The 19328-nt window shown below is 70.5% G+C and carries 18 protein-coding genes; 8 read left to right on the top strand and 10 right to left on the bottom strand.

The genetic code is table 11. From position 1 onward, the window contains the following. Positions 1 to 154: 154 nt before the first annotated feature. Entirely contained in the window at positions 155 to 2467 is a 2313-nt protein-coding gene (locus ACFVIU_RS33350) for a D-alanyl-D-alanine carboxypeptidase (RefSeq protein WP_385847151.1), read from the bottom strand. 195 nt (positions 2468 to 2662) lie between these two features. On the opposite strand from ACFVIU_RS33350, the gene ACFVIU_RS33345 reads away from it, so the two are divergent. From ACFVIU_RS33345 to ACFVIU_RS33335, 3 genes are all read left to right on the top strand, one after another. Further along, positions 2663 to 3388 carry a GPP34 family phosphoprotein gene (locus ACFVIU_RS33345; protein ID WP_385847150.1) on the top strand — a complete coding sequence of 242 codons (726 nt, stop codon included), beginning with the start codon at positions 2663 to 2665 and terminating at the stop codon, positions 3386 to 3388. A 270-nt stretch (positions 3389 to 3658) separates the two neighbouring features. Then, the gene (locus ACFVIU_RS33340; protein WP_385847149.1) at positions 3659 to 4516 is read left to right on the top strand and encodes a helix-turn-helix domain-containing protein; all 858 of its coding nucleotides are present in this window, start codon (positions 3659 to 3661) and stop codon (positions 4514 to 4516) included. A gap of 189 nt (positions 4517 to 4705) precedes the next feature. Further along, positions 4706 to 4897, top strand: a complete 192-nt coding sequence (locus tag ACFVIU_RS33335; protein ID WP_385847148.1) for a DUF397 domain-containing protein — start codon at positions 4706 to 4708, stop codon at positions 4895 to 4897. Between the two features lie 98 nt (positions 4898 to 4995). On the opposite strand, the gene ACFVIU_RS33330 is transcribed toward ACFVIU_RS33335, so the two are convergent. Together ACFVIU_RS33330 and ACFVIU_RS33325 are read right to left on the bottom strand one after the other, a co-directional pair. Next, positions 4996 to 5484, bottom strand: a complete 489-nt coding sequence (locus ACFVIU_RS33330; RefSeq protein ID WP_385847147.1) for a glutathione peroxidase — start codon at positions 5482 to 5484, stop codon at positions 4996 to 4998. A 259-nt stretch (positions 5485 to 5743) separates the two neighbouring features. Next, positions 5744 to 6709: an ArsR/SmtB family transcription factor gene (locus ACFVIU_RS33325; RefSeq protein WP_385847146.1), complete on the bottom strand. Its 966-nt coding sequence runs from the start codon at positions 6707 to 6709 to the stop codon at positions 5744 to 5746. A gap of 86 nt (positions 6710 to 6795) precedes the next feature. Here ACFVIU_RS33325 and ACFVIU_RS33320 point away from each other — a divergent pair, with 86 nt between their 5' ends. Next, entirely contained in the window at positions 6796 to 8031 is a 1236-nt protein-coding gene (locus ACFVIU_RS33320) for an MFS transporter (RefSeq protein ID WP_385847145.1), read from the top strand. On the opposite strand, the gene ACFVIU_RS33315 is transcribed toward ACFVIU_RS33320, so the two are convergent. Next, positions 7931 to 8803 (bottom strand): slipin family protein, encoded by an 873-nt coding sequence (locus tag ACFVIU_RS33315; protein ID WP_385847144.1) that lies wholly within the window; start codon positions 8801 to 8803, stop codon positions 7931 to 7933. The two genes, ACFVIU_RS33320 and ACFVIU_RS33315, sit on opposite strands and share 101 nt — an antisense overlap. Before the next feature lie 244 nt (positions 8804 to 9047). Between ACFVIU_RS33315 and ACFVIU_RS33310 the strand changes: the two genes are divergently transcribed. Further along, a complete protein-coding gene (locus tag ACFVIU_RS33310) occupies positions 9048 to 9938 on the top strand; it encodes a hypothetical protein (protein WP_385847143.1) in 891 nt (296 codons plus the stop codon). Here ACFVIU_RS33310 and ACFVIU_RS33305 read toward each other — a convergent pair. From ACFVIU_RS33305 to ACFVIU_RS33295, 3 genes are all read right to left on the bottom strand, one after another. Beyond that, a complete protein-coding gene (locus ACFVIU_RS33305) occupies positions 9919 to 11304 on the bottom strand; it encodes a sensor histidine kinase (RefSeq protein WP_385847142.1) in 1386 nt (461 codons plus the stop codon). The two genes, ACFVIU_RS33310 and ACFVIU_RS33305, sit on opposite strands and share 20 nt — an antisense overlap. After that, positions 11301 to 11963 (bottom strand): response regulator transcription factor, encoded by a 663-nt coding sequence (locus tag ACFVIU_RS33300; RefSeq protein ID WP_385847141.1) that lies wholly within the window; start codon positions 11961 to 11963, stop codon positions 11301 to 11303. Before ACFVIU_RS33300 ends, ACFVIU_RS33305 begins: the two co-directional genes overlap by 4 nt. A gap of 128 nt (positions 11964 to 12091) precedes the next feature. Beyond that, positions 12092 to 12487: a fasciclin domain-containing protein gene (locus tag ACFVIU_RS33295; RefSeq protein WP_385847140.1), complete on the bottom strand. Its 396-nt coding sequence runs from the start codon at positions 12485 to 12487 to the stop codon at positions 12092 to 12094. Positions 12488 to 13040: 553 nt separating this feature from the next. Here ACFVIU_RS33295 and ACFVIU_RS33290 point away from each other — a divergent pair. Further along, on the top strand, positions 13041 to 14555 hold the full coding sequence (locus ACFVIU_RS33290) for a DUF1254 domain-containing protein (protein WP_385847139.1): 1515 nt from the start codon (positions 13041 to 13043) through the stop codon (positions 14553 to 14555). Between the two features lie 440 nt (positions 14556 to 14995). Here ACFVIU_RS33290 and ACFVIU_RS33285 read toward each other — a convergent pair whose 3' ends face one another. Then, positions 14996 to 15343 (bottom strand): YidH family protein, encoded by a 348-nt coding sequence (locus tag ACFVIU_RS33285; protein ID WP_385847138.1) that lies wholly within the window; start codon positions 15341 to 15343, stop codon positions 14996 to 14998. Between the two features lie 319 nt (positions 15344 to 15662). On the opposite strand from ACFVIU_RS33285, the gene ACFVIU_RS33280 reads away from it, so the two are divergent. After that, positions 15663 to 18014 (top strand): arylsulfatase, encoded by a 2352-nt coding sequence (locus tag ACFVIU_RS33280; protein ID WP_385847137.1) that lies wholly within the window; start codon positions 15663 to 15665, stop codon positions 18012 to 18014. A gap of 37 nt (positions 18015 to 18051) precedes the next feature. On the opposite strand, the gene ACFVIU_RS33275 is transcribed toward ACFVIU_RS33280, so the two are convergent. Then, positions 18052 to 18375: a hypothetical protein gene (locus ACFVIU_RS33275; RefSeq protein WP_385847136.1), complete on the bottom strand. Its 324-nt coding sequence runs from the start codon at positions 18373 to 18375 to the stop codon at positions 18052 to 18054. Positions 18376 to 18459: 84 nt separating this feature from the next. Here ACFVIU_RS33275 and ACFVIU_RS33270 point away from each other — a divergent pair, with 84 nt between their 5' ends. Beyond that, positions 18460 to 18951, top strand: a complete 492-nt coding sequence (locus ACFVIU_RS33270) for an SRPBCC family protein (protein ID WP_385847135.1) — start codon at positions 18460 to 18462, stop codon at positions 18949 to 18951. Positions 18952 to 19001: 50 nt separating this feature from the next. Here the strand turns inward: ACFVIU_RS33270 and ACFVIU_RS33265 are convergent, their stop codons facing one another. Continuing rightward, complete coding sequence (locus ACFVIU_RS33265) at positions 19002 to 19307, bottom strand: STAS domain-containing protein (RefSeq protein WP_385847134.1); 306 nt, start codon at positions 19305 to 19307, stop codon at positions 19002 to 19004. Positions 19308 to 19328 lie beyond the last annotated feature (21 nt).

Genomic DNA, 19328 nt, shown 5'->3' with positions numbered 1-19328 from the left:
GAAGGCACTCCCCGTGATCCCGTCTTCTGTTCTTCTCGTCCAGTTCGCGGCCGCGTCCCTCGACCGACGACTGCCCGATTCGTGACGCTAGCACGCACCCCGCCGACGGGCCCCCCGGGTGGGGCTCCGCAGCGGGGTGCGGGGAGTGGCGGGCTCAGCCCAGACGGGTCAGCTTGGCGCCGAAGCCGGGCTCGGCCAGATCCTTCTGGAGGGTCACGGGCACCTTCACCGCGGCGGCCGTACCGTCACCCACGGTGAGCGTGCCGACCGTGGTGCCGGCCTTCGCGGTGTGCGGGACGGTACCGGCGACGAAGGACAGCTTCACCTTCAGCCCGGACCAGCCGACCGCCGTGACGTCCTTGGTGAGCACGACCGGGGTGTGGCCGCCGAGACCGTCGTCCACATACCCGACGACATCGCCCTTCTTCAGGATCGTCGCGGAGGTCAGCGCGCCCTGGGCGGCGAGCAGCGCGGTCTTGCTGACCGCGTTGGCCGTGCCGATGATCGGCGTCTTGTGCTGGCCGAGGATCGCGCCGACGATCGTGACCGTCTGGCCGCCGACCGTCTTGCGGGACGCGAAGAGCAGGTTACCGCCCGCCGCGGTGGTGCTGCCGGTCTTGATGCCGATCGCCCCGATGCGGTACGGCAGCTCGTTGACGTTGGGCCAGTTGTAGCCGGAGGGGTCCGTCCAGCTGGCGGCGCTGGTGATGGCGACCAGGGCCGGGTTCTTGACCACCGCGCGACCGAGCTTCACCTGGTCCCGGGCGGTGGAGATGGTGCTCTCCTTCAGCCCCGAGGGGTCGGTGTACGTCGTGTGGGTCATCCCCAGCTGCCTGGCGGTGGCGTTCATCTTCTTGACGAACGCCGCCTCCGAGCCCGCGTCCCAGCGCGCGAGGAGCCGCGCGATGTTGTTGGCGGAGGGGATCATGACGGCCGACAGGGCCTGCTTCTCGGTGAGGTACTGGCCGGCCTTGACGGTGTTGAGCGTGGACTCGCCGCCGCTCTTGTCGTAGCCGCCCTCCTTCTCCGCCGTCGCGTCGACCTTGATCCTCGGGCCCTCCTGGCCGGGCTTCAGCGGGTGGTCCCGGAGGATGATGTACGAGGTCATGGTCTTGGCGACGGAGCCGATCGCCGCGGGGGTCTGCTTGCCGAAGGAACCCATCGTGCCGATGCCGTCGACGTCGATCACTCCCTGGCCCTGGTTCGGCCAGGGCAGGTTCGTCGAGGCGCCGGCGAAGGTGTAGCTGTCCTTGCCGGTGAGCGCGAGGGTGGGGGACGGCAGCGGGCGTACCGCCTGGACGACCGCGAAGATGATCGCCAGGAGCAGGACCACCGGGGTCCAGATCTTGATCCGGCGAACGACCGTGCGGACCGGGGTCTCCGGGGGCGGCGGCGTGTTCGTCAGCTCCGCCAGCAGGTCCAGCGGGGGCTTCGGGGGCAGCGGCTGCTGGGTGGTGCGCTCCGGGCCGACCTGGGGGAGGGCGGTGGTCGGGGCGGTGAGGTCCGCCTTGGCGGCGGGCTTGGCGGCGGGCTTGGGGGCCGGCTTGGGGGCGGGCTTGCGGTCCGGCCTTATGTCGTCCTTGAGCTTGAGCATCGTCGTCGGCTGGTCGACGGGGGCGTCGGCCTTCGGACGTACGGCCTTGAAGACGGCGGTGGGCTGGTCCACGGGCTTGGCCTGCGGCGCCTTGGCCTGCGGCGGCTCGGCAGGCTTCGCCTCGGCTTCGCCGTCGGCGTCCTCGGCGGGGGCCGCCTCGGCTTCGCCTTCGGCGTCCTCGTTCCCACCCGCACGGGGTGCCTGCGGCGCTTCCGCGGGGGTCGCCTCGGCTTCGCCGTCGGCGTCCTCGTTCCCACCCGCACCACCCGTGCGGGATTCGTCGTCGGCTGCGGGTGGCCCCTGTGGGGTGTCCTCGCCGTCGGCGGCTTCCTCGTCGTCCTCGGCCTTCTCGTCGGCCGGGGTCTTGTCGTCCTCGGCCTCGTCGTCGGCCTCGGCCTTGTCGGCAGCCTTGGTTTCGGGGGCAGCCTCCGTCTCTGCCTCCGTCTCCTCCTCTGCCTCTGCCTCTGCCTCTTCCTCGGCCTTCGTTTCCTCTACTTCCGCCTCGTCCTTGGTCTCTGACGAGGTCTCAGCGGGGGCAGGCTTCGCGGGTGCAACCGGGTTGGTGTCGCGGACCCAGGAGGAGACGGCCTTGCGGAGGGCGGTGTCGTCGGAGTCCTCGGTGCTCTCGGCGTCGTCGGCGTCGTCGGCGTCCTTGGCGTCCTTGGCGACCTTGGCGTCCTCGGTCTTCTTCGGCGTGACCTCGCGGATGGAGAGGACCTTCGTCGCGGTGTCCGTCGTACCGTTCGAGGAATCCTTTTCGCGGGACACCGCGAGTCGCGGATCGCGCGCCTCGGGAACCGAGTCCGCGCTCCCCGGCGTCGGTTCCTCCGACGACCCGCGCTGCTTCGACCTGTCGGGGGACTCGCCCGCCACCGATGCCTCCTCATGCGCCGCACGCCCACTCGCGCGCCCTGTCCGAACCATGTACCAGTGTCCTGTGTGAGGGCCTGGCCGCTGCCGAAGACGAGAACGACATACCTACCGGTTCCCTCACGAACCGGTCACGCACCCTCGACAGACCAATGTGAGAGGGGTCACCCTGTCATTCATCCACGCGGGGAGGCATGGATGGGCAGGAGCCGCAGAACACTTCCGGAGGAGCTTCTGTTGCTCGCACTGGACCCGGCCACGGGTACCACTGCGCAGCCGCAGTCGCTCGACCTCGGTCTGGCCGGAGCACAGCTAGTGGAGCTGGCGCTGGCCGGACGGATAGCCCCAGACGGGGATCGTATCGCCGTGGTGGTGCCACGGCCGACAGGAGATCCAACCCTGGACTGCGCGTTGGAGCTGCTGCGAAGGCGCGGCGCTCCGGTGCGGGCGGTCCACTGGATCGGCGGGCCCCGGCTGGGGCTCCGTCAGACGTACCTCTCGCATCTGGAGCGGTGCGGCATGGTGCATGCCGTGGCCGGTCAGATGTGCGGGGTGCTGCCGACGACGCGCTACCAGGCGACGGACAACGAGATCAGCCGGGAGATCCGAGCCCGGCTGGATTCCGCGATCCGCACCGGCGTACCGCCGGACCCGCGGACCGCGGCGCTCGCCGCCCTGGCGCACGCCGTCGGGCTCGGCAAGCACCTGTACCCGGGGAACGAGGGACGCTCGTCCCGCTCCCGGCTGCGGGATCTCATCCGGCACGACCCCATGGGCGGGCTCGTCGCGCACGCCGTGATGGACGTGCAGAACGGCGCCGCCGCGGCGCCGCGGCGAGGCGCGGCCGCAGCCCGGCCCGAACCCGCGCGCGGTGTTCCGATGCAGCCGCGCCACGGATCCATGGCACGCGCCGTGGCTCACTGAGCCGCAGCCGTCACCACGGTCCCCCAGACCCGGTTCGGGAGCCGCTGGTCCGAGCGGGGCGGTGAGATCCTTCGCGGATCTCGCCGTCCCGCTCGACTGCGTCCCGGAGCCCGCCCGGCACCCCATCGGGTGGCGTACCGTGGCGAACTGACGCGTACGCGCCGCATATCCACCATTTCCCAGCGGTAGAAAGCACCTTGGTGGCAGTCTGCTCAACAGCAGATACGGAAAGTGTTAAGTCACAGGCAGACAGCCGGAGGTGCACGTCCCGTGGCGTCCAATGTCAATCCCACCGTCAGGCGACGCCGGCTGGGCCAGGAGCTGCGCAGGCTTCGCGAGCTCAAAGGCATGACGGCCGAGGAAGTGGCCGAGCGGCTGCTGGTGTCGCAGTCGAAGATCAGCCGGTTGGAGAACGGCCGGCGCAGCATCAGCCAGCGCGATGTGCGCGATCTGTGCGGGGTCTACGAGGTCGAGGACCAGCGGATCGTCGACTCGCTGATGGAGATGGCCCGCGACTCCCGGCAGCAGGGCTGGTGGCACACGTTCGGGGACATCCCGTACAGCGTGTACATCGGGCTGGAGACGGATGCCGAGTCGCTGCGCGTGTACGAACCCCAGCTGGTGACCGGGCTCTTGCAGACCCGTGCCTACGCCGAGGCGCTGGTGCAGGGTGCGCTGCCGGAGACGTCGACCGCCGAGATCGAGAAGCGGGTCTCGGTGCGGATGCGGCGACAGGAACGTATCACCGCCGAGAAGAACCCGCTCCGGCTGTGGGTGGTGCTGGACGAGGCGGCGCTGCGCCGGGTCGTCGGCAGCAGGCTGGTGATGCGGGAACAGCTGGAGCACCTGATCGAGATGTCCCAGCTGCCGCATGTCACCGTGCAGGTGCTGCCCTTCGACGTGGGCGCCCATCCGGGGCTCAACGGGCAGTACGCGATCCTGGAGTTCAGTGACGCGGCCGACTCCAGTGTGGTGTACCTGGAGGGCGTCACCAGCGACCTGTACCTGGAGAAGGCGCAGGACGTGCAGCGGTACGCCGTGATGTACGAGCATCTGCGGGCACAGTCCCTCAATGTGGAACAGTCCCGGCAATTCATCGACACGGTGGCGAAAGGGTACGCGGAATGAGCCGCTGACGGCGGGGGTGCCGGATCGTACACCGTCCCTCCGCTTCGGTGGAAGGCTCACCTGGAATATGCCATCCGGTCGAGTGAACGAGTACTCCGCCAGGGGCAGTTGCCCGGTAGCGTCGATCACGCCAATCAGTCGGACAGGTTGGCGTGAACCGCACCACCGCAACTCGCAACAGGAGTGGACATGGCACTGATTCAGGGCGCTTCGGAGACGTGGATGAAGTCCTCCTACTCGGCGGGCAACGGCGCCTGCGTCGAGGTCAAGTCGCCCACCGCCGCCGAGCTGGCCGTTCGTGACTCCAAGGACCTCCAGGGACCGGTCCTGGCCTTCCCCGCCGAGGCGTGGAACGCCTTCGTGGCCTCGGTCAAGGCCTGACCCAGGGGGCCTTTCTGACCCTCGACAACCGCACAGGCACCACCAGAAGAGCCCTCTCGACGAGTCGCCGTCCTTGCCGAGAGGGCTCGGCCATGTCCTCAGCCGAGCTGGGCCTCGATCGCCGAGACGATCTCGTCCGACTCCGGCTCGGTCTGCGGCGAGAAGCGGGCGACGACCGTGCCGTCCCGGCCGATCAGGAACTTCTCGAAGTTCCAGCGGATGTCGCCGCTGTACCCCTCGGCGTCGGCGAAGCCGGTCAGCCGCTCGTACAGCGGGTGCCGGCCCGCGCCGTTCACCTCGACCTTCTCGGTCAGCGGGAACGTCACGCCGTACGTCGCCGAACAGAACTCCGCGATCTCCTCGGCGGTGCCGGGCTCCTGGCCCAGGAACTGGTTGCAGGGCACGCCGAGCACGGTGAAGCCCCGGTCCGCGTACCGCTCCTGGAGCTTCTCCAGGCCCGTGTACTGCGGGGTCAGGCCGCACTTGGAGGCGACGTTCACGATGAGGACCGCCTGGCCGGCGTACTGGGAGAGGTCGGCGGGGCCGCCGGTGAGGGCGTCGATGTCTACGGTGAGGACGTTGGTCATGCCCGGATGCTATGCGCTCCGCGGGTTCGGCTGGTGAACGGCGGGGGCTGTGGGTGCGTTTTTGGCTGCGGGTTCGTTGTGGCTGGTCGCGCAGTTCCCCGCGCCCCTTACGGGGCGCGTCCCCCACCGCCGTTCGCGCAGTTCCCCGCGCCCCTGGGGGTGCGTTTTTGGCTGCGGGTTCGTTGTGGCTGGTCGCGCAGTTCCCCGCGCCCCTTTGGGGCGCCTCCGCCGCCGCCGTTCGCGCGGTTCCCCGGGCCCCTTACGGGGCCGCTTTCGCCAGTGCGTCGCCCACCGGCGTTCGCGTGTACAGCACTGACCGGCCCGAGCGGCGTCCCTCCACCAGGCCCGCTTCCCGCAGTACCCGCAGATGCCGGCCCACCGAGCCGAGTCCCTGGCCGGTGAGCGCCGTCAGGTGGGTCGTGCTCAGTGGGGTGGCCAGGAGGACCAGCACCTCCGCGCGGGCCGGTCCCAGCAGCGCGCCCAGGCCCGGTGGCACCGGCCGGGACCCGGCGTCGGCCAGGACGCCCCCGCACGGGTAGATCACCGCGTACCGCTCGCCGTCCTCCCACGCCACCCAGCCCTGGCGCTGCGGGGTGACCGGCACGAAGAGCAGTTCGGCGCCGGAGATGTCCCGGGGCGGGTACTCCTGGAGGTTGATGCGGAGCCGGTTGCCGCCGAGCCAGCGGGTGCGCCCGGGCCGCAGCGAGTCCAGCACGCTCACCCATCCGCCTCGGCTCACCTGCGCGGTCCGCGCGACGACATCGGCCTCCAGGACCCGCCGCTGCCGCCCCCAGTACGGCCGTACGGTCTCCTCCCACACCCACTCCAGCAGCGCGGCCCCCCGCTCGGGCAGGTCGTCGCGGTCCAGCTCGGCGGGGAGCGGGCCGGCGAGGGCGGTGCGCAGATGGGCGCGGGCGGCGGCCGGGGCGGTCCCGCGCACCTGGGCGACCGCGTCCGCGAACCGCTCGCCGTCCCGGGGCGTGGGGGTGAGGAAGTCGGCGATCCAGTGCCGGCCGAGCCCGGCCCGTACCAGCAGGGCCGTCACCGGGTCGGCCGCCAGCCGGGCCCGGTAGCCGGGCAGATGGCGGTCGAGCCACTCCCGCTCACCGGGGTGCGCCGCGCACCCGGCGTGCAGCAGCTTCAGCCGGGCGAAGGTCTCCGCCGACGGGGACACCACGAACCGGCTGCGGGCGAGGGTGTCCGCGTCGAGCTGCCACGACCCCACCCCGGCGCCCCCTCACGGCCGTACGACCTTTCGCACCACGGCGAAACATTAACGAGCCGGGTGCGGGGCGCCCCAGACTCCCCGGCATGCCCAGTTACCGGTCCCTTTTCCGCACCCCTGAGTTCACCCCGCTCTTCCTCGGCTCGGCGGCGCAGACCGCCGCGCAGACCGTCGGCGGACTCGCCCTCGGCACGCTCGTCTACCGGGCCACCGGCTCCCCGCTGCTGTCGGCGCTGAGCATGTTCGGCCCGTCCCTCGCCCAGGTGCTGGGCGCCACCGTCCTGCTGTCCGGCGCCGACCGGCTGCCCCCGCGGACGGCCCTCACGGCGATCGCGCTGGCCTTCGCGGCCGGTACGGCGGTGCAGGCGCTGCCCGGCCTGCCGGTGGGCGCGGTCCTCGGCGTCGTCCTCCTGCTGGGGCTCGTCGCCTCGCTCGGCGGCGGGGTCCGCTGGGGGCTGCTGAACGAGATCCTCGCCGAGGGCGGCTATCTGCCGGGGCGTTCGCTGTTCAACATGGCGAACGGGCTGATGCAGATCACCGGGTTCGCCACCGGCGGCGCACTGCTCGCCGCGCTGTCCCCGCGGGTCTGCCTGCTGCTGTCGGCGGGGCTGTATCTGGCGGCCGCGCTGGTGCTCCGGCTGGGGCTGGGCGAACGCCCGCCCCGCGCCCAGGGCCGCCCCTCCCCGGCGGCGACCTGGCGGACCAACGCGCTGCTGTGGTCGTCCCGTCCGCGCCGGCTGACCTATCTGGGCCTGTGGCTGCCCAACGGCCTGGTCGTCGGCTGCGAGTCCCTCTTCGTGCCGTACGCCCCGCACACGGCCGGGACCCTCTTCGCCTGCGCGGCGCTCGGGATGCTCGCCGGGGACGTGACGGTGGGCCGGCTGCTGCCGGGCGCGGTCCGGCGGCGGCTCGCCACGCCGCTGTTGCTGCTGCTGGCGACGCCGTACCTGGTGTTCTGCGCGCATCCGCCGCTGCCCGTGGCGGTGGTGTGCGTGATGCTGGCCTCGGCCGGGTTCGGCGCGAGTCTCGTCCAGCAGGAGCGGCTGATGGAGCTGACCCCGGGTGAACTGGCCGGGCAGGCGCTGGGGCTGCACTCGGCGGGCATGCTCACCGGGCAGGGCCTGAGCGCGGTCCTCGCCGGCGCGCTGGCCCAGCTCACCTCGCCCGCCGTCGGCATGACCGTGCTGGCGGCGGGCTCGGTGGGGGTGACGCTGGCGCTGGCTACTGCTGGGGCTCGGCGTTCTGCGGGTTCTCCTGGGCCGGAGCCGGAGCCGGAGCCGGAGCCTGCGGAGCCGGAGCCTGCGGCGCCCGAGGCGTGCTGAGGTCGGCGTCGATCTTCTGCACGGCCCGGTCGAAGTAGCGCAGCAGCTCCACCGGGAACGGCATCACGAGCGTGGAGTTCTTCTCCGCGGCGACCTCGACGACGGTCTGGAGCAGGCGCAGCTGCATGGCCTCCGGGGTGTCCGCCATGATCCGGGAGGCGTTGGCGAGCTGCTGCGCGGCCTGGAACTCACCGTCGGCGGTGATGACCCGGGCCCGCCGCTCCCGCTCGGCCTCGGCCTGGCGGGACATGGACCGCTTCAGCGACTCCGGCAGCTGTACGTCCTTGATCTCGACGCGGTCGATGTGGATGCCCCAGCCGGCTGCCGGGCTGTCGATCATCAGGGCCAGCCCCTCGTGCAGCCGCTCCCGGTCGCTCAGCAGGTCGTCCAGGTCGCTCTTGCCGATGATGGAGCGCAGCGAGGACTGGGCGACCTGGCCGACGGCGAACATGTAGTCCTGCACCTCGATGGCGGCCCGGACCGGGTCCGTCACCCGGAAGTAGACGACCGCGTCGACCTTCACCGACACGTTGTCCTTGGTGATGCCCTCCTGGGTGGGCACCGGCATGGTGATGACCTGCACGTTCACCTTGCGCATCCGGTCGGCGAACGGGATGAGGAAGGTGACGCCGGGCTGCCGGAAGTGGGGCAGCGCCTTGCCCCACCGGAACACGACCCCGCGCTCCACCTGGTTGACCACGCGCATCCCGCTCTTCAGCACGAGCAGCACGAACACGGCCACGACCACCACTGCGACGACGGTGCCTTCCATGGCACTCCCATCTCCGACACGCTCTTCCGTCCGGTACAGGACAACCGGGAGGACAGCGAGGAGGGTCGTCCCGGATCCCGTTCCGATGTCAGGGATGCGTAAAGAAAACGCATGGACGTCATTGAGTCCACGGCCGCTGCCGCCCGTAACACGGTCTGACCCGACACGCGGCAGCCGTTCAGGATGCGTTCAGGCGACCTGTGCCACGGTCGAGGGTCACGGCCGTCCGAACACGGGAGTTGATGTGGAGAAACCAGAGGTCCTCACCGACCTCGACGTGCCGCGCGCGTCGAACAGGACCGGGTCGGTGATGAAGAAGCTGCCCGAGGTCACGCTGGCTTTCTGGATCATGAAGATCGCCGCGACGACCCTGGGCGAGACGGCGGGCGACCTCTTCGCGCAGACCCTGAAGCTGGGCTACTTCCTGACCACGGTCGTCCTGTTCCTGGTCTTCGTGGTGACGCTGGTGGTCCAGCTGCGCTCCAGCCACTACAACCCGTTCTTCTACTGGACCGTGATCCTGTCCACCTCCATGGCCGGCACGACCATGTCCGACTTCATGAACCGCGACGCCAGTGCCAAGTACCTCTCGAACGGCGCGACGAAACTGGGCTGGGGACCGCAGGGCCTGGGCCTCGGCTATCCGGAGGGAGCGGCGATCCTGCTCTCGATCCTCCTGGTGATCTTCGTCGCCTGGAAGCTGAGCGGGATGACGTTCCAGATCCGCGACATCGTCACCTTCCGGGGCGAGGCACTGTTCTGGTCGGCGATCCTCGTCTCCAACACCCTCGGCACCTCGATGGGCGACTTCCTCTCCGACAGCTCCGGCCTCGGCTACCTGGGCGGCGCGTTGCTCGTCACCGGGGTGCTGGCCGTGCTGGTGGCGCTGATGAAGGTCCCCGTGGTGCCGAACGTGCTGCTGTTCTGGATCGCGTTCGTCCTCACCCGTCCGCTGGGCGCCACCGCCGGCGACTTCCTCACCAAGCCGGTCGCCAAGGGCGGCCTCAACCTGGGGACCATGGGCTCGTCCGCCGTGCTCCTCGCCGTCCTGTTCGGGCTGATGGCCTACGCCCAGGTGCAGGAACGCCGCTCGGGGCGGGAGGGGCGGACGCCGGTCACCCGGCGGGCAGACTGACCGTGAACCGGGCGCCCGGGGTGTGCCGGGGGTCGTAGGACACCTCGCCGCCGACGGCGCGGGCCAGACGGCGCGCGAGCGGCAGCCCCAGGCCCGCGCCGTCGTGTCCGTCGCCGGGATCGGCACGCCGGCCCGGCTGGAACAGCTCGTCCCGGAAGGTCTCCGGCACACCGGGGCCGTCGTCGACGACGTCGATCCGTACGGCTCCGGGCACCCGCCGGGCGGACACGGTCACCCGGGAGCGGGCGTACCGGGCGGCGTTGGTGAGCAGGGGGCTGAGGATGCGTTCGAGGGGAGCGGGGGCGACACCCGCCTCCAGCACCGGCGCTTCCGCCTCCACCGCGGTCCGCACCCGGTCCGGGGGGCCGAGGTGCCGGAGCAGGCGGTCCAGGACGGGCAGTACGTCGGTCGTCCCGGGGACCGTCGCCGGGCGCACCGCGTTCTCGCGGGCGTCGTTCAGCAGCGTGTCGCAGATGGCCCGCATGGACCGGGCGGCCTCGGCGATCACGTCCTGGGCGGCGCGGGTCTCGGCGTCCGTGCGGGGCCGGGCCCGCCACCAGTCGAGTTCCATGACGATCCGGGTGAGCGGGGTGCGCAGTTCGTGGGACAGCTCTCCGGTCAGCTGCTGCTCGTGGCGCAGGACGGTGCGTATGCGGTCCAGGAGTGCGTCCAGGGAGGCGCCGAGGCGGGCGAGTTCGGCCGGGTGGTCCTCCGTACCGAAGCGCTCGTCGGAACCCACCGCGCTCCACTGGGTGGCCTGGTCGGTCATCGTCCGCACCGGGCGCAGCGCCCGGCCGACGGCCAGCCGGGTGAGGACGTAGGTGCAGCCCAGCATCACGCCGTCCAGGACGAGTGATCCCACGAGCAGGGTGCCGGCCGAACTGCGGTACGGGGTCAGGTCCAGGGCGGTGACGACGGTGGCGGTGGCGCGGCGGCCCGGGATGTGCTGGGCGCACAGCCGTACGGGCCGGTGACCGGGTGCCTGAACCGTCGCGCAGGCGTCCCCCGGCCGGGCGGCCAGTCGGCCGGCGGCACGGGCCGTCGGGTCGCCGGCCGTCGCGGACGGCGGCTTCTCCAGCAGCCGGGTGCCGGCGTAGATCCACACGTTGGTGTCGAGGAGGCGGTCGTCCGCGCCTTCCAGGACCCGCACCCGGGGCCCGGTGGTGTCGACGGTCGCGGCCACCGCCGCCGCCCGGGTGCGCAGTTCGTCGTCCGCCCGGTGCTGGAGGTGCCGGGCCATCACGGCGTTGAACACGACGGTCAGGACCGTCATCAGCAGGGCCGCGGCGGTCAGCGCCACCAGGGAGAGCCGGCCGCGCAGGGTGCGCGGGGCGAGGCGCCGCAGGGCACGCGAGGCACGGTTCACGACAGCCGGTGTCCGATCCCGCGCGCCGTACCGATCGTCAGCCCGCTGCCCGCCTCCCGCAGTTTGCGGCGCAGCCGGCTCAGGTACTGGTCCAGGGTGTTGTCGCTGACCTGCGCGCCCTCGGGCCAGCCGGCCCGCACCAGCTCACGGCGGCGTACGAGGGTCCCGTGCGCGGCGACCAGGGTGGCCAGCAGCCGGAACTCGGTCGGGGACAGGGCGACCCGGGCGCCGCGCACGCTCGCGCTGTGGTCCACCGGGTCCAGGACCAGGTCACCGGCCGAGACCACCGCCGCGCCGGCCGTCCGCCGCAGGACGGCCCGCAGCCGGGCGGCGAGTTCGGCCAGGTGGAAGGGCTTGGGCAGATAGTCGTCGCCCCCGGCGGAGAAGCCGGACAGGCGGTCGGTGAGCCGGTGCCGGGCGGTCAGGAAGATCACCGGTCCGGGGAAGCCGTTGGCGCGCATCGCCTGGCACACGTCCCGGCCGTCCGCATCGGGCAGGCCCACGTCCAGGACGGCCGCCGCGACGTCGTCCGTGGCGAGCCGGAGGGCGGTGGCTCCGTCGGCGGCCGGCACCGGGGCGAAGTCCTCCTCGTACAGGCCGCGGCGCAGGGCGTCACGCAGGACGTGATCGTCCTCCACCACGAGGATCTTGGGGCGCATGGTCCTCCGTCGGCTCGGCGGCCGGACACTTACCGTCTACAGCTCCGTAGACGGTCTACGGAACTGTAGACGATCGCGGACGGAGGAGCGTTCCCCTGAGCCGGGCAAAGACCCGGCGAGGAGAAGGGTCAGGACGGGGGGTGGAGGACCGTGTCGATGACGTAGATGGTGGCGTTGGCGGCCTTGATGTTGCCGCAGACGATTTTCGCCGTGCCGTTGACCTTGAAGTCGGTACCCGACCCCGACGTGGTCAGTTTGCTGCCCTCCACCGTCGTGAAGGAGCCCTTGGAGAGTTCGTCCGGGGCGATCTGCTTGTCCACGACGTGATAGGTCAGCACCTTCTTCAGCTGCCCCTCGTTGCGGAGCAGCGAGGCGAGCTGCGACACGGTCACCTTCTGGAACGCCTGTTGGTCGGGAGCGAAGACCGTGATGTGCGGCTTCCCGTCGAGCCTGTTACTCAGCCCGGCCCTGACCGCGGCGGAGACCAGCTGGCTGAGCTGCGGATATGCGGCCGCAGCTTCCATCACCTTGTCCTTGGCCGTGTTGGCCTTCTGGCCGATCTTCGAACAGCCGGGACCGAAGGTCCCCGAAGGGCTGGGAGACGCATCCCGTGCGTGGCTCTGCGACGCCAGACCGCCAAGACTCAGCGGGATGGCCATCGCCACTGCCACGGCGGTCTGTGCCGTACGTGTGCGGGAGAACCTCATCGCAACCTTCCTCTCGTGGAGGTGTGAACACAGAGGGTTCCGCTGCGGAAGTCTTCGTTTCCCCGGGTGGTGGGGGCGGCTGACGAGCCACGGCCCGGGCGATCGCCACCGGGCCACTCAGCGAGCGTATCCAGCAGGTGGTGGTGACCGCATCCGGAGGCCCGGACCCCCGCGAGTCCCGCGGTGGCGGCGTCCATGAGCGCGCGGCGCGGCCCGCGTTCATCCCCACGGCGTCTCCAGGGAGCTCCGCGGTCAGGCCTCTCCGGCTGCGCCGACCGGCAAGTCGGGGGAGGATGGTCGCTGGGGGAGGGGCTGCGCGGCCGAGTCCGGAGATCTTGCCCGTGATGCGGTGGAGCGAAGGGGTGCCGAAATGCCCGAACCATCACAGAGCCCTGTCTGGCGGCGGATCCCCGAGGAGGTGGCCGGCGCCGCGGCCACGGCGGCGCGGGCCGCCGGACGCGCGGTCCTGCACCCCGTGTCCACGATCGACCGCGCCCGCCGTCTGCCCGAGATCGTGCCCGCCCTGGGCCAAGCCGTGAAGCCGATCCTGACGGGGCGCATGGACGACTGGCGCGGCGAGTACGCCTACACACTCGGTGAGCAGGCGTTCGTCTACGGGTTTCCGTACATGTACAACGCGCGGCTGCGGTACGACTGGGTGACGCAGCCGCGGAACCCGTCGACGGTTCCGTACGCGCCCGTCAACCACTTCTGGCACGCCGAGAGGCTGCTGGACGCGACCTACCAGGACGGCGGGTGTCCCAACAACGACACGATGTACTCGGAGGCGTGGGTACATCTCGGCGACGAGCCGGTCATCCTCTCCCACCCGGACATGGGCGACCGGTACTTCGCCTTCGAGCTGGTGGGGATCACGTCCGACAACTTCGACTACGTCGGTCAGCGCACCACTGGTTCCGGGGCGGGCAGCTTCGCCCTCGTCGGCCCGGGCTGGGACGGAAAGCTGCCCGACGGGGTGCGGCGCCTGAAGCAGGCCCCCAGCCCCTGGGTGCTGGTCCTCGGCCGCACCCTGGTAGACGGCCCGGACGACGTGCCACGCGTCCGTGCGCTTCAGGAACAGTTCCGGCTCGTGCCGCTCAGCCTGTACGGCCGGCCGGACGCGCAGGTCCCCGAGAACCGTGACGTGCTTCCTCCGATCTCGGCGGAGGAGGATCCCCTGGGACCGTGGAAGACCCTGAACGCGATGCTGGCCGAGAACCCCCCACCGCCCCATCACCAGCCCCTCCTCGAGCAGTTCGCCCAGATCGGCATAGGTCCCGGCCTCGATGTCGAGGCACAGCCCGAGGTGGTCAGACGAAGTCTGGTCCGGGCCGCCGCTGTCGGCGCTCCCCTGCTCAAACAGCAGATGCTCAGCGGCGACTGGGCCCAGGTCGTCAACGGCTGGCGTTACCCGCCCCCGCAGATGGGACGCTTCGGCGACGACTTCCTCAAACGCGCCGCCGACCAGTCGCTGCTCGGCGTCGCCGCCAACGACCCGGCCGAAGCGGTCTACTTGCTCAACTTCGACGACGCGGACGGCGACAAGCTGGTTGCCGCGGGCCGGTACGAACTGCACTTCCCCAGCGGCGCCCTGCCGCCGGTCGACGCCTTCTGGTCCCTGTCCGCCTACGGGGAGGACCTGAACCTCATCGCCAACCCGGCCGACCGCTACTCGTTGGGTGACCGCAGCCCCGGTCTGCGTGCGGACCCGGACGGCGGACTGACCATCTACCTGCAGACGGAACCGCCCGAGGAGGGCAGGCAAGCGAACTGGCTGCCCTCGGCGAAGGACGGCACCTGGTTCGTGGCCCTTCGCATGTACCGGCCCCGCCCCGAAGTGATCGACGCCACCTGGGAATGCCCGCCACTGGTCCGCGTCGCCTGACGAGGCGGCATGCCCGCACGGGTAAGGGAACTTGCCGAGCAGGAAGGCCAGGACATAGGGCCGGCCGTGGGTGACCGGGGTCAGGATGGCCAGAAGGGCCCAGACCGAGGGCAGCGCCAGAGCCAGCCAAGCCGCCCAGGGGACCCCCGCCTGCGCACCATCGCCCCAAGAAGTACGGCGGTGGCCACGGCCCAGAGACCGAGTACGGCATCGAAGAAGACGGCGTTGTATGCGCCCAGGGTGAAAGCGGGCCACCACACGACGAGGGTTCCGCCCGTTGACGCGGCCGCCACAGCGCGCAGGGTCGGGCCCAGCTCGGGCAGGCTGCGCTTCGGCTTCGCGCTGGAATCGCGTCGTGGGTCATCGGCCATGTTCGGCTTACCGTCCGACGAGAGAGTGACGGAGAACCGCTGCCGGGTGCGGCGAACGGCGGCAGGAAGTCAGAGCAGGACCAGTGCGGCGAGCATGGCCAGACCGGTGACGGCGGCGATCGCCATGACCGCGCGCGACCGTGTCGGGGCGAAGACTCCGCAGTCCAGTTGTCTGCCGACGGACCGGTAGCGCGTCGTGCCGTAAAGGGCGACCAGCAGGCCGCTGAAGACGAGGATTGCGGCTGAGGCCACGGCGTGAGCGCCTCTCTGCGGGGCGAACTTGGCGATGGCCACGCCGAGGCCCGCCACAGCGATGCCCGTACGCAGCCACGCCAGGTACGTGCGCTCATTGGCGAGGTGGTCCCGAGCGCGGCTTCCGGTGTTCGGTGTGGCGTCACGCGGAATGTCCCGGTCCATTCAGCCTCCCTCAGCGCGTCCCTGTGTCTGTCGACCGTTCTCAGCCTGCCGGGTCCACGCCCTGCGGGCGTGTCCTGTCGCCTGGACGGGTGGGTCTCCGATGGCCGGTGTGCTGCTCACTGGCTAGCATGACGAAAGAGTGGTAAAGCGCCGGCCGGGCGGAAGAGCCCCGTCGAGGAACGCGACGGTGCCCGCTCCCTTTTACGTGCTCCGAATCGCTGAATGCCGACTCAATCTGCGTATACGGCGCCCTCGGCGCGCGGCTCCCTGAATTCAAGCCCCTTTGGGAATGGTCACCGCGACCGGGAGGAACAGGCAGATGACGGCGAAAGAGTACAAGCCGGGGGCCGCCTTTCCCGGCGTGATCGGCCGCACGGCCGACGAATCGACGCCCGCATGGCCACAGCCGGTCAGGGCCGTTCCGGGAACACCGAACGTCCTGTTCATCACCCTCGACGACACCGGATACGGCCAACTCGGGTGCTACGGCGGCCCCATCGCGACACCGAACATCGACTCCCTGGCCGCGAACGGGCTGTTGTACAACAACATGCACACCACCGCTCTGTGCTCTCCCTCGCGTTCCTGCATCATCACCGGGCGGAACCACCACGCCAACGCCATGGCCCTGGTCACGGAGTTCTCCACCGGATATCCCGGCTACAACGGCCGTATCCCGTTCGAGAACGGGTTCATCTCCGAGATGCTGGTGGAGCAGGGATACAACACCTACGCGATCGGCAAATGGCACCTGGTGCCCTCGGAGTTCGAATCCGCGGCCGGCCCCTACGACCGGTGGCCACTGGGCCGTGGCTTCGACCGGTTCTACGGTTTCCTCGGCGGTGACAGCAGCCAGTGGTACCCGGACCTCGTCTACGACAACCACCAGACAGAGCCGCCCGCCACGCCGGAGGAGGGGTACCACCTGACCCCCGACCTGGTGGACAGGGCGATCGCCTTCGTCGCCGACGCCAAGCAGGTCGCCCCGGACAAGCCGTTCTTCCTCTACTTCTGCCCCGGTGCGACGCACGCGCCGCACCACGTCCCCAAGGAGTGGGCGGACCGCTACCGCGGCCAGTTCGACGACGGCTGGGACGCCTACCGCGAGGCTGCCTTCGCGCGGCAGAAGCGGCTGGGGGTCGCGCCGCCCGACGCCCGGCTGTCCCGGCACGACCCGGACGTGCCGGAGTGGGACTCGCTGTCGCCCGACGCCCGCCGTCTCGCCGCCCGCATGATGGAGGTCTACGCCGGATTCCTGAGCCACACCGACCACCACATCGGACGGCTGCTGGACTTCCTCAAGGAGACCGGCGAGCTCGACAACACCCTGATCATGCTGGTCTCCGACAACGGCGCCAGCGCCGAGGGCGGCGTCACCGGGACGACGAACGAGTCGCAGTTCTTCAACAACGCCCCCGAGCCGATCGAGGACAGCCTCCGGTCCCTCGACGAGATCGGCGGACCGAACACGTTCAACCACTACCCCTGGGGCTGGACCTGGGCCGGCAACACCCCCTTCCGCAGGTGGAAGCGCGAGACCTACCGGGGCGGCGCCAGCGACCCGTTCCTCGTGCACTGGCCCCAGGGCATCAAGGCCCGCGGCGAGGTGCGTACCCAGTACGCACACATCATCGACATGGTCCCCACCGTGCTCGACGTGCTCGGCATCGAGCCCCCGGCCGCCATCAAGGGCGTCCCCCAGTCACCGCTCCACGGCGTGAGCTTCGCCCACACCTTCGACAGCGCCTCCGCACCGACGCTCCATCACACGCAGTACTTCGAGATGATGGGTCACCGCGCCATCGACCACGACGGCTGGCGGGCGGTCTGCCCCTGGCCGGGCCCCTCCTTCACCGAGGCGGGCAAGCCCTTCGGCACCCCCATCGACTCGGAGACCCTCGCCAAGCTGGACCACGAGGGCTGGGAGCTCTACCACATCGACCAGGACTTCGCCGAGACCAGCGACGTGGCAGCCGAGAACCCGGCCAGGCGTGTGGAGATGGTGTCCCTCTGGTACGTGGAGGCCGGAAAGTACGGCGTCCTGCCCATCGACGCCAGCGGCGTGCAGCGACTGATGACCGAGCGGCCGCAGATCTTCGCCGAACGGACCAGCTACACGTTCCGGCCGGGCACCGAGACACTGCCCGCCGCGGTCGCACCCCGCGTCCTCAACAGGCCTTTCGCCATCACCGCCGACGCGGAGATCCCCGCAGCCGGCGCCGAGGGTGTCTTCCTCTGCCAGGGAACCAACGTGGGCGGCTTCACCTTCTACCTGAAGGACCGCAAGCTGCACTACGCGCACAACTACCTCCGACGCGCGATGTACGGCGTCACCTCCACCGAGGAGGTACCCGAAGGGCGGCACGAGCTGCGCTTCGAATTCGAACCGACCGGAAAGCCCGACATACCCGCGGGCAAGGGCGTCCCGGGCCGCGCCCAGCTCTACATCGACCGTCGCCTGGTCGGCGAGACCGAGATCCCGGTCACCACACCGATCATGTTCAACCCGGGCGGCATGACGTGTGGCGCCAACCCGGGCTCACCGGTGACATCCGACTACAAGCCGCCCTTCCGGTTCACCGGAACGCTGCACACGGTGGCCGTCGACCTGTCCGGCGAACTGATCACCGACGCCGACAGCGAGCTGCGCATGCATCTGGCCCGCCAGTAGGCCGACCGCACGCGAGGGCTTCAGCGGCCGTTGCGGCTCAGGAGCCCTCCGCGCCCCAGTGCAACTGAATCTCCAGCCACTGGCTCTCCTGCCGCCAGGCATCCAGCACGGACACCAGGTGCCGGCTCAGTCCGGCCGCAGTCAGGGACTGCCACCGGACACCAGCCAGGAACCGGTTCAGCACGGCGATCCGCTCATCCTGACGGGCAACCCGTGCCACCCCCTCGATCACATGGGGCTCGACCGCGCCGAGAACACGGCGGCTGACCGCCTCGGGCGTGAAGCCCTGCCACGCATACGGGGCCAGTGCCGCGGTCACGGCGCCGACCCGCGGGTCGTCCGGGGCGACGAGTCGCACCATCTGAGGATGCCCTTCGCAGAGATTTCGGACAGATGGTACGACATTCACATATGCATGGCTACCCTCTGAAAGGGCCCGGACACCATGACCCGCCAGCTGCGCCCCGAAGATCCGGGCTTCATCGATCACGCCCCCTTCCGCCAGACCTGCACCCGGGACCTGCGCGCTTCCGCCGGCGTGATCTTCGAGCAGCTCGCCGCACGGCCGGAGAACTGGCCCCGCTGGTTCGCCCCGGCGGACGACGTCCACTTCGAAGGCTCACCCCCCTACGGCGTGGGCTCCCTTCGCTTCTTCCGCCTGTACCGCGTGATCCGGGCGCGCGAACGGATCACCGTGTGGGATCCCGGCAAACGCTTCGCCTACTGTGCTGTGGAAACGAACGCGCCCGGCGTCTCGGCGCTGGTGGAACTGTGGACACTGACGCCCTCCGCGGACACCCGAACGACCGTGACCTGGACGCTCGCCATCGACTCCAGCCCCCTGGTCGGTCTGCTCCTGCGGGCGAGTCGACGCCCCATCGAAGGCGTCTTCCGTGAGGCGATCCAACGGCTGGAAGCCCTGTGCCGTGACCGGTGAAAGGCCCCTCGGAGACGACTTCGGGAGGTCTTTGCGGCGCGGAGGCCGGCTCAGGAGCAGGTGGCGTCGTTCACGGTCTCTCGTATCTCCAGCACGGCGTCGGTTCCGGTGATCGCAAACAGGCGCTGAAGCTGCCTCGGCGGCGCTGCCACGCGCACGGTGCCCGTCTGGTGGGCACGGATCAACAGGTTGAGGAACGACGAGTCCGCGAAGTCGATGCCGGAGGCGTCCAGGACCACCTTCGCGTGCTTCCTGACAGCGGCGTTCAGTGCCGCCTCCAGAGGCGGGACCGAGTGGATGTCGTAGGAGCCCTGAGCGGCGATCACCCAGGCTCCGTCGCATTCGTACTGCTGCAACGCAGCCGCTGCTCCTGGCCC

Origin of the sequence: Streptomyces sp. NPDC127190, from assembly GCF_042672505.1 — a bacterium.
Taxonomy (GTDB): Bacteria; Actinomycetota; Actinomycetes; order Streptomycetales; family Streptomycetaceae; genus Streptomyces.
This window is presented reverse-complemented; position numbering and strand designations above follow the sequence as displayed.

What these genes read in the sequence shown, in the direction of transcription:
- ACFVIU_RS33330 (WP_385847147.1), bottom strand. Translation starts at nt 5,484, where the DNA reads ATGACCAACGTCCTCACCGTAGACATCGACGCCCTCACCGGCGGCCCC.
- ACFVIU_RS33290 (WP_385847139.1), top strand. Translation starts at nt 13,041, where the DNA reads ATGCCCGAACCATCACAGAGCCCTGTCTGGCGGCGGATCCCCGAGGAG.
- ACFVIU_RS33295 (WP_385847140.1), bottom strand. Translation starts at nt 12,487, where the DNA reads ATGGAAGCTGCGGCCGCATATCCGCAGCTCAGCCAGCTGGTCTCCGCC.
- ACFVIU_RS33275 (WP_385847136.1), bottom strand. Translation starts at nt 18,375, where the DNA reads ATGGTGCGACTCGTCGCCCCGGACGACCCGCGGGTCGGCGCCGTGACC.
- ACFVIU_RS33320 (WP_385847145.1), top strand. Translation starts at nt 6,796, where the DNA reads ATGCCCAGTTACCGGTCCCTTTTCCGCACCCCTGAGTTCACCCCGCTC.
- ACFVIU_RS33280 (WP_385847137.1), top strand. Translation starts at nt 15,663, where the DNA reads ATGACGGCGAAAGAGTACAAGCCGGGGGCCGCCTTTCCCGGCGTGATC.
- ACFVIU_RS33345 (WP_385847150.1), top strand. Translation starts at nt 2,663, where the DNA reads ATGGGCAGGAGCCGCAGAACACTTCCGGAGGAGCTTCTGTTGCTCGCA.
- ACFVIU_RS33315 (WP_385847144.1), bottom strand. Translation starts at nt 8,803, where the DNA reads ATGGAAGGCACCGTCGTCGCAGTGGTGGTCGTGGCCGTGTTCGTGCTG.
- ACFVIU_RS33335 (WP_385847148.1), top strand. Translation starts at nt 4,706, where the DNA reads ATGGCACTGATTCAGGGCGCTTCGGAGACGTGGATGAAGTCCTCCTAC.
- ACFVIU_RS33285 (WP_385847138.1), bottom strand. Translation starts at nt 15,343, where the DNA reads ATGGACCGGGACATTCCGCGTGACGCCACACCGAACACCGGAAGCCGC.
- ACFVIU_RS33270 (WP_385847135.1), top strand. Translation starts at nt 18,460, where the DNA reads ATGACCCGCCAGCTGCGCCCCGAAGATCCGGGCTTCATCGATCACGCC.
- ACFVIU_RS33300 (WP_385847141.1), bottom strand. Translation starts at nt 11,963, where the DNA reads ATGCGCCCCAAGATCCTCGTGGTGGAGGACGATCACGTCCTGCGTGAC.